The sequence below is a fragment of the Burkholderia sp. SIMBA_062 genome, assembly GCF_046534765.1.
Taxonomy (GTDB): domain Bacteria; phylum Pseudomonadota; class Gammaproteobacteria; order Burkholderiales; family Burkholderiaceae; genus Burkholderia; species Burkholderia ambifaria.
In genome coordinates this window covers 177,180-189,224 of the sequence record NZ_JAWRYD010000015.1, presented here as the reverse complement: position 1 = coordinate 189,224, position 12,045 = coordinate 177,180, and the positions used below count along the sequence as shown (strand labels likewise).

Here is a 12,045-nt window from a genome sequence, read left to right as displayed (position 1 = left end):
CGCCGCTGGTTTCGCCGCTGGTTTCGCCGCTGGTTTCGCCGCTGGTTTCGCCGCTGGTTTCGCCGCTGGTTTCGCCGCTGGTTTCGCCGTAGATTCCGCCGACTGATTCCGTCGCTCGGTTTCACCGCCCGATTCCGTCGCCCGATTCCGCCCCCCGGTTCCGCCGACAGTTGCGCCAACAGTTGCGCCGGCAAGACCCCGCGCCCCTCGTGCGCCGCTGCCCGGCTCCCCGCCCGCGCCCTTCCCCCGCTCCCGCGGCCGCCGCACGCCCGGCGGGTGTGGGATAATCGCCCAGTTTGCCCAGGGCGCAGCTCAAGAGGTTGTTCGCACGGGCGCGCGAGAGGCCTTCAATCCCGTGCCTCCATCCTTTTCCGCGATATTTCTTCAGCCATCACAATGCCCACATACCGTTCCAAAACCTCCACCGCCGGCCGCAACATGGCAGGTGCGCGCTCGCTGTGGCGCGCCACCGGCATGAAAGACGACGATTTTTCGAAGCCGATCATCGCGGTCGTCAACTCGTTCACGCAGTTCGTGCCCGGGCACGTGCACCTGAAGGATCTCGGCCAGCTCGTCGCGCGCGAGATCGAGGCCGCCGGCGGCGTCGCGAAGGAATTCAACACGATCGCGGTCGACGACGGCATCGCGATGGGCCATGACGGCATGCTCTATTCGCTGCCGAGCCGCGACATCATCGCCGACTCCGTCGAATACATGGTGAACGCGCACTGCGCGGACGCGATGGTGTGCATCTCGAACTGCGACAAGATCACGCCGGGGATGCTGATGGCCGCGATGCGCCTCGACATTCCGGTGATCTTCGTGTCGGGCGGCCCGATGGAAGCCGGCAAGACGCGTCTCGCGAACCCGGTCACCAAGACCATCGAACTGAAGAAGCTCGACCTCGTCGACGCGATGGTGATCGCGGCCGACCCGGCGTATTCGGATGCCGACGTCGCCGAAGTCGAACGCTCGGCCTGCCCGACCTGCGGTTCGTGCTCGGGCATGTTCACCGCGAACTCGATGAACTGCCTGACCGAAGCGCTCGGCCTGTCGCTGCCCGGCAACGGCACGGTCGTCGCGACGCACGCCGATCGCGAGCTGCTGTTCAAGCGCGCCGGCCGCCGCATCGTCGAGCTGACCCGCCAGCACTACGAGCAGGACGACATGCGCGTGCTGCCGCGCTCGGTCGGCTTCAAGGCGTTCGAGAACGCCATGACGCTCGACATCGCGATGGGCGGTTCGACCAACACGATCCTGCACCTGCTGGCGATCGCGCAGGAAGCCGGCATCGACTTCACGATGAAGGACATCGATCGCCTGTCGCGCATCGTGCCGCAGCTGTGCAAGGTCGCACCGAACACGAACAAGTACCACATCGAGGACGTGCACCGCGCGGGCGGCATCATGGCGATCCTCGGCGAGCTCGACCGCGCCGGCAAGCTGCACACCGACGTGCCGACGGTGCACGCGCCCACGCTGAAGGATGCGCTCGACCAGTGGGATATCGTCCGCACCGACGACGCAGCAGTGCGCACGTTCTACCAGGCCGGCCCGGCCGGGATCCCGACGCAGGTCGCGTTCAGCCAGGACACGCGCTGGCCGAGCCTCGACCTCGACCGCGCCGAAGGCTGCATCCGCTCGTACGAGCATGCGTTCTCGAAGGAAGGCGGCCTGGCCGTGCTGACCGGCAACATCGCGCTCGACGGCTGCGTCGTGAAGACGGCCGGCGTCGACGAAAGCATCCTCGTGTTCGAGGGCTCGGCCCACGTCACCGAATCGCAGGACGAAGCGGTCGAGAACATCCTGAACGACAAGGTCAAGGCCGGCGACGTGGTGATCGTGCGCTACGAAGGCCCGAAGGGCGGCCCCGGCATGCAGGAAATGCTGTACCCGACGAGCTACATCAAGTCGAAGGGCCTCGGCAAGGCATGCGCGCTGCTGACGGACGGCCGCTTCTCGGGCGGCACGTCGGGCCTGTCGATCGGCCACTGCTCGCCGGAAGCGGCAGCGGGGGGCGCGATCGGCCTCGTACGCGACGGTGACAAGATCCGCATCGACATCCCGAACCGCACGATCGACGTGCTGGTGTCGGACGAGGAACTCGCGCGTCGCCGCGAAGAGCAAAACGCGAAGGGCTGGAAGCCGGCGCAACCGCGTCCGCGCAAGGTGTCCGCGGCGCTGAAGGCCTATGCGAAGCTGGTGATGTCGGCCGACAAGGGTGCCGTGCGCGACGTGTCGCTGCTGGACGACTGACGCCGGGCAGCGGGCCGCACGCACGGCCTGCCCGCCTGATCCAGAAGCCGCTCTCCGGAGCGGCTTTTTTCATCCGGCGCCGGCCGGGGGCCGCGGCACCGGAGCCTTCAGCCGATCAACGACGGAACTCGTCGCTGCTGCGCCCGCCGCCACCACCGCCGTGGTTCCCGCCGCCGTTTGCGCCACCGCCCCCGTTCCCACCGCCCTGCGGCCGAGCGCCGTAACCGCCGCCGCCCTGATGCGTCGGCGGGACCATCATCCGGGCCGGGCCACCGCTCGGTGCGGGTGGCGCGGGCGGCGGAGCCGGCTGTTGGACACCCGCCGCGCCGGGCATCGGCGCGGGCGCGGGCATCGGCGCGGGCGCACGTGCGGGCGCGACCTGCGGAGCCGGCGCGCGGTTCGGGCCGTTCCAGCCGCCCCGCGTGGCCGACGGCCGTGCATCATGCTGCACCGGCGGCGCGCCGCCCGGCGCGCGCTGGATCGGCCCGCCCGGCTGCGGGCGCCCGTAGGCGGGCGGCATCCCGCCGGGGCCGACGCGCGGCTCGGCACGACGCTCCCAGCGATCGCGGTCGTGAAACCACGGCCGGTGGCGGTAATAACGGTCCCAGTACGCGCCGATCGCGAACCCGGTCACCGGCACGCCGATGATAGCGCCGTATTCGAGCATCGGCACGTAATTGCCCTGGTACGGGTAGTCGAGCTGCTGCGCGTCGATCCAGCCGCGCACGCCCGGCAGCGCGACGTCGCACCACGAGTAGTCGCTCAGGCAGCCGAACACGTCCACCGCGGTGCCGGGCGGAAGTTGCGCGACGACAGGATAATCGGGCGCCGGCCCCGCATAGAGTTGGGCCCCCGAGTTCGTGTAAGCGCTGCTTTGGGCGTCGGCGATCCCCGGCACGGCAGCGATGCCGAACAGGAGGACGCACAAACTTCGGATGATGGTGTTGCTCATGTTGCTCTCCCGCGCGGTGCCGCCGCGCGTCGGTCAGTGTCGATGGCCGCCGCCCCAGTGTCCCCCGCCCCAATGTCCGCCGCCCCCGCGGCCGCCACCCCACGGACGGTGCCAGTACCCGCCCCGGTAGCCGCCGCCCCAATATCCGCGGAAGCCGAAGCCGATCGCGACCGGCGGCCCGTACCAGCCGGGGTAGTACGCGGGGTAGTAGGCCGGGTAAGGCACATAGGCCGGCGCCGCATACACTGGAGCCGGTGCGTAGCCATAGGCATAATCGTCTGTCGGCGGCGGCACGGCCGGCACCGCGGGTGTGGACGAGGCCGTCCCGGCATTTGCCGGCGCCACCGGGATCTCCCGCTGCGACGCCACAGCGGGCACGGGTGCGTAATACGGTGCATAGCCGTAAGGGCCCGTGTAATAGCAGCCACTCAGCGCGATCATGGCCAGCACGATGACGGCTGGCCTCGCGGCGTGAATCGGGTTCATTTGAAGCTCCGCTGGAATTCGTGCGTCGCCGCGCGGCGCGCGCCTGACTCTAGCTTACGTCCCCTGCATATTTCTGCGGGTTTGATCGGTTACTTTTAGTTTCGCCGCCGCAATTGATGGGGTCGCACCGCGCGGGTACGCCGCGTGCTCGCGCGTCTGGCGCGCCGGCGTTGAAGTTGGCGCAAATGCCCTCACTTGGATATTCAGTCAGGCTGGCCGGCGCGGACGGGTGTTCGCGGCCCCCGGCGGCCTGAAACCAGCGGACTTCGGCCCGCCCAACAGGAATGCGGCTCACGCCGCCATCGACATGACTACGCCACGCCCCACGCTTCGGGCGGACACGCCCCTCGATCCGATCATCCAACTGCTGGCGCTCGCCGGCGAACAGGGTTATCTGACGCACGCCGACCTCGTCGACGCGCTGCCGCCGGAAAGCGACAGCCCCGACGCGCTGGACGTCGTGCGCGCCGCGCTCGCGGATATCGGCATCGCCGTGCTCGACGAGCCGGCCGCGCCGGCGCCGTTCGCGGGCGCGGCACCGGTCGACGTCGATCGCGATGCGCTCGACGAAGGCCGCGCGCTGCTCGGTGATCTCGCCCGCGGCACGAGCGCGTCGACCGATCCGCTCGCGTTGTATATGCGACGCATTCACGCGGTGCCGCTGCTCAAGCGCGAGGACGAAATCGTGCTCGCCCGCGAGATCGAAACGGGCCGCCATCAGATCCTGCACGCGCTCGCCGGCTACCCGGCGGCGGTCGATGCGCTGCTCGCGCGCCATGGTGCAACGCGTGTAAGCGGCGCGGCCGGAGGCGAAGGCGCTGACATCGGCGACGGCGAAGGCGAAGGCGACACGCCGGCACCCGCGCGCTACGACACGCTGCAGGGCGCCGTCGCGGCCCTGCGCGGCGCATTGCACGCGCAAGGCTGCCGCTCGGCCGAATACCGCGACGCGCGCAACCGGCTCGCCGCACTGCTCGGTTCGCTCGCGTGGGTTGCACCGGCCGTGGACGAAGCGAGCCGCGTCCTGCGCGCGCTCGCCGCCGCGCCGGCCAACGCCGCCGCCGACACCGACGCCGCGTGCTTCGATGCGGTCGCGCGGCGTGCGCTCGGCGCCGCCCTGAGCGACGGTCAGCAAAAGGTACGCGACGCTACACGTGCAATGCTGGAGGCGAACCTGCGGCTCGTGCTGTCGATCGCGCGCAAGTACATGAACCGCGGCGTCGACCTGCCCGACCTCGTGCAGGACGGCTGCCTCGGCCTGATGCGCGCGATCGAGAAGTTCGAATACCGGCGCGGCTTCAAGTTCTCGACCTATGCGACCTGGTGGATCCGGCAGGCAGTCGCACGCGCGGTGGCCGACCGCTCGCGCACGATCCGCGTGCCCGTGCACGTCGGCGACCAGTACCAGCGCGTGCAGCGGCATGCGCTGCGCTTCCGCCAACGCACGGGCCGCCGGGCGACGCCGGCCGAACTGGTTGCCGAAACCGGGCTCCCCGAGGGCAAGCTGCGCGCGGTGCTCGCGCTGCCTGCCGAGCCGCTGTCGCTCGACACGCCGCTGCCCGACGCGGAGACGGGCCTCGTCGACCTGATCGAGGACCAGGCGTCGGCGAGCCCGTTCGAGCGCCTGGCGGACACGCGCATGCGCGAATGCGTGACGTCGCTGCTGCGCTCGGTCACGCCGGCCGAAGCCGACGTGCTGCGCCGGCGGTTCGGCCTCGGTGGCGCCGAGCCCGACACCTACGACGCGATCGCGCAGGACGCGGGCATGTCGCGCGAACGCGTGCGGCAGATCGAGAAGCGCGCGCTCGCGACGCTGCGCACGGTCGCGGAGGCCGAGGGCGCGGAGTCGTTCCTCGACGCGTAACCGGTCGCGCGTTCGTGCCCCATCCCGGCACGAACGCGCGCGCGGCGCGGTTCGCGCCTGTGCAACGTTTGCCATTGACGCGCATCAAGTATTGTTCGTCGCTTGCCGTGACAATGTGCTGAAATGAGCGGTGGCCCGCGCGTTGCGCGCCCCGTTCATTCCGTTTGCGCTTCCCCAGGTCCCGCACCATGCAGACGACCGTCAGCCAGACGCACGAGGAAAACCGGCAAATCGCGGCCTGCCTGCGCGAAGCCGCGCAGCTGCTTGCCGACCAGGGCGCGAATCCCTACCGGGTGGCCGCCTACCGCACGTCGGCCGATACGATCGAGTCGCTCGACGACGGCATCCGCACGCGCTTCAACGCGGGCGGTGTCGATGCGCTCGGCGCGCTCCCGGAGGTCGGCACGGGCGTCGCGCAGGCGATCGCCGAATGGCTGGTGACCGGGCGCTGGCGCCTGCTCGATCGGCTGCGCGGCGATGCGGAACGCGTGTCCGCCTTCGAAGCCGTGCCGGGCATCGGTCATGCGCTCGCGCTGCGGATTCACGACCAGTTGCACATCGATACACTCGAGGATCTCGAACGCGCGGCCCGCAGCGGCCAGCTCGACGCGATTTCGGGTGTCGGCCCGCGTCGCGCCGCCGGCATCCGCGCGGCGCTCGACGACGTACTAAGCCGGCGCCGGCGCTGGCAAGGCCACGCGCGCGACGCCGACCTCGGCACCGAACCGCCTGTCGAACTGCTGCTTTACATCGACCGCCTGTACCGCAACAAGGCCGCCGCCGGCATCCTTCCCATGCTCGTGACGCGTCGCGTGAACGCGGACGTCAGCGTGTCGCCGCCCGTGATGCACATGACGAAAGGCGGCTGGCATTTCACCGCACTGTGCCCGTATCCCGCACGCCCGCACGAGGCCGGCCGCACCGCGGACTGGGTCGCGCTCTACTTCTACGATGCGTTGCAATGCGAGCACCAGCGGACAGTCGTCACCGAAACGTTCGGTTCGCTCGTCGGCAAGCGCATCGTGCGCGGACGCGAGATGGAATGCCGCGTCTATTACGCGGGATGACGCGCTCGGGGCATTAGCCGTCGCGGCATGCCCGCCCCATCGCACGCTCGCGCGCCCGACTCCGCCAAGCCGAACCCGCTACGTGCCTTCGGTCTTCGTGCGACGCGCCGGATGACGGTGCGCGGCGATGCGCAGGAGCTTGCGGAACGACGGACACTCGAGATGACTCGGCGCCGGGCACACGGCCGCATGCCGCAGCGCATCGCGCACCGCACCGAGACGTCGGATCGTGCGGTCGAGCTCGTCGGCCTTGTCGTCGAGCTTCGCGCGATCGATCGCCGGCCGGCCGTCCGCGCCGAACATCGCGAGGATGTCGTCGAGCGCGAAACCCGCCTCGCGGCCGAGCGCGATCAGCGCAAGGCGCTCCAGCACCGACTCGTCATACTGGCGCCGCAGCCCGTGCCGACCGTTCGGCACGATTAATCCCTTTTCCTCGTAGTAGCGCAGCGTCGACGCGGGCAATCCCGAGCGACGCGCGACCTCGGCGATGTCCAGACGGCTCATGCTTGTCCTCAAGTGAACTTGAAGTTGCAAGATAGCCGCTCGATTCCTTCGACACAAGACTGGACCGCCATGAACCCGCCGACACCGACTCGTCTGCCGTCGCGCCCCGCCGCCGCCATTCGCCCCGGAGGCGCGCGATGACCTCGCACGACTTCCTGGTGCGCATTCTGCTGATCGGCGCGGGCGCGACGCTCGTGACGGACCTGTGGGCGTGCACGCGGCGATGGACTGACGAGGCGACGGGCGCGCGCGGTGCGCGCAGGCACCGCGCCCGGCCGGGCTCAGGCCTTCATCGTCCCGGTGCGCACGTAGCGTTCATGCCACGACAGCGCCTCCGCGAGCAGATGCGGCGTGTGCTTGCCGAAGCTCTCGCGCGACGCGCGCTCGAAGTAGTCCTCGAGCATCGGACGGTAGTCCGGATGCGCGCAGGTCGCGATGACCTTGCGCGCACGCTGCTTCGGCGACAGGCCGCGCAGGTCGGCGAGCCCCTGCTCGGTGACGACCACCGCGACGTCGTGCTCGGTATGGTCGACGTGGCTCGCCATCGGCACGATCCGCGAGATCGCGCCGCCCTTCGCGGTGCTGGCCGACATGAAGCACGACAGGTAGCCGTTGCGCGCGAAGTCGCCCGAGCCGCCGATGCCGTTCTGGATCTTCGTGCCCATCACGTGCGTCGAGTTCACGTTGCCGTAGATATCGGCTTCGATCATCCCGTTCATCGCGATGCAGCCGAGCCGGCGCACGAGTTCCGGATGGTTGCTGATCTCCTGCGGGCGCAGCAGGATTTTTTCGCGGAACGTCGCGATATCGTCGGCGAAGCGCTGCACGGCGGCCGGGCTCAGCGACAGCGCCGTGGCCGACGCGAAGCTCAGCGTGCCGTCGTCGAGCAGGTCCAGCATGCCGTCCTGGATCACCTCGGTGTACGCGGTGAGGTTCGAGAAGCCGGCCGTGCTCAGTTCCGCGAGCACCGCGTTCGTGATGTTGCCGACACCCGACTGCAGCGGCAGCAGGTTTTCCGGCAGACGGCCGCGCTTCACTTCGTGGCGCAGGAAGTCGATCAGTTGCAGCGCGATCTGCTTCGACGTGGCGTCCGGCGCGGAGAACGCGTTGCTGCGGTCCGGCGCGTCGGTCTCGACGATCGCGACGATCTTGTCGGCCGGACAGCGCAGGTACGGCTCGCCGATCCGGTCGTCGCTTTTGGTCAGCGGAATCGGCTTGCGGTGCGGCGGCAGCGCGGTGCCGTAATAGACGTCGTGCATCCCGTCGAGGCCGAGCGGCTGGCGCGAGTTGACTTCGAGGATCACGTGCTTCGCCTGCTCGAGCCACGTCTTGTTGTTGCCGATCGATGCGGACGGAATCAGCAGCCCGTCCTCGCGGATGCCCGCGACTTCGACAATCGCGACGTCGAGGTCGCCGTACAGCCCGAACCACGCGTATTGCGCGACGTGGCTCAGGTGGACGTCCTGGTAGTCGACTTCGCCGCTGTTGATCTTGTCGCGCAGCGTCGGGTCGGACTGGTACGGCAGGCGCATCGAGATGCCGTTGGTGCGGGCGAGCGCGCCGTCGAGCTCCGGCGCGGTCGAGGCGCCCGTCAGCACGTTGATCCGGAAGTCCTCGCCGCGCGCATGGGCGGCGTCGATGTGGGCGGCGAGCGCGGCCGGCACGGCCTTCGGATAGCCGGAGCCGGTGAAGCCGCTCATCGCGACGGTCATGCCGGGACGGATCAGCGCGGCGGCTTCGTCGGCGGTGCGGACGAGCGAACGCAGGGCGCGAGCGAGGATGCGTGATGAAGACATGGCTGTATATCTGACGCTTTTGGTCTGTCGTTGACGTCGCGGGGGGTGTCTCCTGAGCGACGCGAAGCCCTTGGGGCCGCGAGGGGCGGCCCGGCACCACAGGCACGGTCGGAGTATCGCAGAGGCCATCCCCGCGAAATGTCCGCTGAATGCAAAAGATACTTACTGAATGCGCCGGGTATCGAACGGCCGTTCTGTGACAGGCGGAACAATCTGCCGAATGCACTCGAAAGGTGTGCGAAAGCGAATCGCCAATATGCCGCGTGCGGATGACCAACGACCGAACGTCAGTCGACTGTGACCTTTCCGGATTGACTGCCGGAACGCAGGGAATCAGCATGCGCCGGCCGACCGGCGATCGCCGCGGCAATTGTCGCCCCGCGCCGCTTTTTCGGGCCTGATCCACGTCAATCCGGCGACGCGCGCGCCACGCCGCGAGGCCCGCTGGGCCAGGCCCGCGGGCCCTTGACAGGCGCGTCATGCGAACCACACTGGATTACATGCGGCCCGGATGCGCGCACACCGTTTCGCGCATCCGGGCCGCAACCGGCCCATGCGCGGACTCGCGTTAACACTCCCGCATGTCAGGACATTGATCGAAGAAAAAGCAACAAGTTACAATTCCGTATATATTTCGCCGATGGACCAAAGAAAAACCGCCAAACACCCGGAACCGCCGCTACCCCGCACGTGGGATGCGCGGCTCGCGCGCGCGCTCGTCCGGCCGCTGATCGACACGCCGGTCACCCCGAATCACCTCACTACCCTTCGTCTGCTGATCGGCCTCGCCGGCGCCTGGGGCCTGGCGCAAGGCGGCTTCGGGTGGAGCAACGCAGGCGCATTCCTGATCGTGCTGTCGAACTTCGTCGACCACACCGACGGCGAACTCGCGCGCATCAGCGGCAAGTCCAGCAAGATCGGTCACTTTTACGACCTCGCGGCCGACGCGCTCGTGACGGTCGCGCTGTTCGTCAGCATGGGCCTCGGCATCGTCGCCCAGGGCGGCCAGATGGCCGCGTCGCCGGTGCTGCTCGGTGCGCTGGCCGGTGCGGCCGTCGCGCTGATCTTCTTCCTGCGCATGCGGATCGAATCGGTCGCCGGCAAGGCCGGCACCAAGCAGGCGTTCGCCGGCGGCTTCGAGACGGAAGACGTGCTCTACCTGCTGCCGCTCGTGACGCTCGCCGACAGCGTCCAGCCGTTCCTGCTCGCGGCGTCGATCGGCGCCCCGCTGTTCGCCGCATGGGTCGTGCTCGACTGGTGGCGCATCGTGCGCCGCGGCAACGCCCCGCAGAATTCAACCGAAATCCAGGCTTCCAAATGACTTCTAGCACGCGCGACGACTCCGTGCTGAGCCCGGCACGCCCCGCGCCTGCGCGCGCCGATCCCGATCGCACCGTGGCCGGCTGTGTCGGCCAACTCGACCTCGACCGCCTGCGCAGCGACTACACGCGCCAGGGGTCGTTCCTGTATCTGGACGCATTCCTGCCGCCCGACGCGCACGCGAAACTCGCGGCCGCCGCCCGCGCGCTGCAGCCCGGCCTGAACCGCAATTACCTGCCCGGCCACAAGCAGGGCGGCAGCGTGAGCCGGCATACGATCGACGAGCAGGCACCGTACATCGCGGAGCTGTACCGCTCGAAGGCGCTGATCGGCTTCCTCGAGAAAATCACGGGCGACAAGCTGATGCTGTCGCCGGAGAACGATCCGCACGCGTACGCGCTGTATTACTACACGAAGCCGGGCGACCACATCGGCTGGCACTACGACACGTCGTACTACGACGGTCGCCGCTATACGCTGCTGATCGGCGTGATCGACGAATCGTCGTGCCGGCTCGACTACGAACTGCATACGCGCAATCCGGACGTGCCCGACGAACCGGGCTCCGTGCAGATCGCCGACGGCGGCATCGTGCTGTTCGACGGCGACAAGCTGCGCCACCGGGTCACGCCGCTCGGCCAGAACGAGACGCGCGTATCGCTGACTTTCGAATACGTGACCAACCCCGGCATGCGGCCGTGGAAGCGCTTCATCTCGAACATGAAGGACGCGATCGCGTATTTCGGTTTCCGCCAGGTGTTCAAGCAGCTGGCCACGCGACGCTCGAGCGGGTCATGACACGCGCCGGCCTGATCCTGCTGTCCCTCGGAACGGCACTCTTCATCGCCCTGCTCGCGTGGCAGGGCGTCGGCGCGGTCGCGTCGACGCTCCTCGCGGCCGGCTGGGGCCTCGCGCTCGTCGCGGCGTTCCACGTCGTGCCGCTCGTGATCGACGCGTTCGCGGTCTCCGTGATGTTTCGCCGCGGTCAACCGGCCGCCGAGCTCGGCAACGCGCTGCGCGCGCGCTGGGTCGGCGAATCGGTGAACAGCCTGCTGCCCGCCGGGCAGATCGGCGGCCCGGTGCTGATGGTGCGCTACCTGGCGCAGCGCGGCACGCGGATGGCCGATGCGGCCGCCGCGGTCACCGTCGGCACGACGATGCAGGCGCTCGCGCAGATGGCGTTCGCGCTCATCGGCATCGCCGCGTTCAGCCTGTATGCGACGCACGATTCGGTCGCTCATCTGCGCACGCCGGCGCTGATCGCCACCGGCGTGCTCGGCGCCCTCGCCGTCGCGTTCTACGCGGCGCAGCGGCGCGGGCTGTTCGGCCGCGGGATGCGTCTCGCGTCGAAGCTGCTCGGCCCGCGCGACTGGTCGTCGCTGGCGACCCGCGCGGATGCGATCGACAACGCGGTCGCCGCGCTGTACCGCGATCGTGCGAAGGTCGCGAAGACCTTCGCGTTGAGCCTCGTCGGCTGGATCGCCGGCACCGCGGAAGTGTGGCTCGCGCTGCACTTCCTCGGGCACCCGGTCAGCTGGCTCGACGCGCTGCTGCTCGAGAGCGTCGGCCAGGCGATTCGCGGTGCGGCGTTCGCGATCCCGGGCTCGCTCGGGGCGCAGGAAGGCGGTTACCTGCTGCTCGCCCCGCTGGTCGGCCTGCCGCCCGACGCGGCGCTCGCGCTGTCGCTCGCGAAGCGCGCGCGCGAACTCGCGCTCGGCCTGCCCGGCCTGCTCTATCTGCATTTCAGTGAAAGAAACTGGCAGCGGCGCCATGCGCCGCAGCCGCTCGCCGACTGATCGT

10 protein-coding genes are annotated in these 12,045 nt (G+C 69.2%); 6 read left to right on the top strand and 4 right to left on the bottom strand.

Features of this window, described 5'->3' with window-relative positions:
* Window positions 1-396 precede the first annotated feature (396 nt).
* Complete coding sequence (gene ilvD, locus SB786_RS18670; protein WP_410728729.1) at window positions 397-2,256, top strand: dihydroxy-acid dehydratase; 1,860 nt, start codon at window positions 397-399, stop codon at window positions 2,254-2,256.
* Window positions 2,257-2,371: 115 nt separating this feature from the next.
* On the opposite strand, the gene SB786_RS18665 is transcribed toward ilvD, so the two are convergent.
* Entirely contained in the window at window positions 2,372-3,208 is an 837-nt protein-coding gene (locus SB786_RS18665) for an SH3 domain-containing protein (protein ID WP_410728728.1), read from the bottom strand.
* 33 nt (window positions 3,209-3,241) lie between these two features.
* Window positions 3,242-3,694 (bottom strand): hypothetical protein, encoded by a 453-nt coding sequence (locus SB786_RS18660; RefSeq protein ID WP_410728727.1) that lies wholly within the window; start codon window positions 3,692-3,694, stop codon window positions 3,242-3,244.
* 307 nt (window positions 3,695-4,001) lie between these two features.
* Here SB786_RS18660 and SB786_RS18655 point away from each other — a divergent pair, with 307 nt between their 5' ends.
* Window positions 4,002-5,558, top strand: a complete 1,557-nt coding sequence (locus SB786_RS18655; protein WP_410728726.1) for a sigma-70 family RNA polymerase sigma factor — start codon at window positions 4,002-4,004, stop codon at window positions 5,556-5,558.
* A gap of 188 nt (window positions 5,559-5,746) precedes the next feature.
* Window positions 5,747-6,625, top strand: a complete 879-nt coding sequence (locus tag SB786_RS18650; protein WP_410728725.1) for a helix-hairpin-helix domain-containing protein — start codon at window positions 5,747-5,749, stop codon at window positions 6,623-6,625.
* 78 nt (window positions 6,626-6,703) lie between these two features.
* Here SB786_RS18650 and SB786_RS18645 read toward each other — a convergent pair whose 3' ends face one another.
* Both SB786_RS18645 and SB786_RS18640 read right to left on the bottom strand, forming a co-directional pair.
* Window positions 6,704-7,129, bottom strand: coding sequence for a helix-turn-helix domain-containing protein (locus tag SB786_RS18645; RefSeq protein ID WP_410728724.1), 426 nt, complete (start codon window positions 7,127-7,129; stop codon window positions 6,704-6,706).
* A gap of 281 nt (window positions 7,130-7,410) precedes the next feature.
* On the bottom strand, window positions 7,411-8,925 hold the full coding sequence (locus SB786_RS18640; protein WP_410728723.1) for an acetyl-CoA hydrolase/transferase family protein: 1,515 nt from the start codon (window positions 8,923-8,925) through the stop codon (window positions 7,411-7,413).
* A gap of 640 nt (window positions 8,926-9,565) precedes the next feature.
* Here SB786_RS18640 and SB786_RS18635 point away from each other — a divergent pair.
* The 3 genes from SB786_RS18635 to SB786_RS18625 are packed head-to-tail and all read left to right on the top strand — an operon-like array spanning window position 9,566 to window position 12,041.
* Window positions 9,566-10,246 carry a CDP-alcohol phosphatidyltransferase family protein gene (locus SB786_RS18635; protein ID WP_410728722.1) on the top strand — a complete coding sequence of 227 codons (681 nt, stop codon included), beginning with the start codon at window positions 9,566-9,568 and terminating at the stop codon, window positions 10,244-10,246.
* Window positions 10,243-11,043 (top strand): 2OG-Fe(II) oxygenase, encoded by an 801-nt coding sequence (locus tag SB786_RS18630; protein ID WP_410728721.1) that lies wholly within the window; start codon window positions 10,243-10,245, stop codon window positions 11,041-11,043. The genes SB786_RS18635 and SB786_RS18630 overlap by 4 nt, the downstream gene beginning before the upstream one ends.
* Window positions 11,040-12,041, top strand: coding sequence for an HpnL family protein (locus SB786_RS18625; RefSeq protein WP_410728720.1), 1,002 nt, complete (start codon window positions 11,040-11,042; stop codon window positions 12,039-12,041). Before SB786_RS18630 ends, SB786_RS18625 begins: the two co-directional genes overlap by 4 nt.
* Window positions 12,042-12,045: the final 4 nt, after the last annotated feature.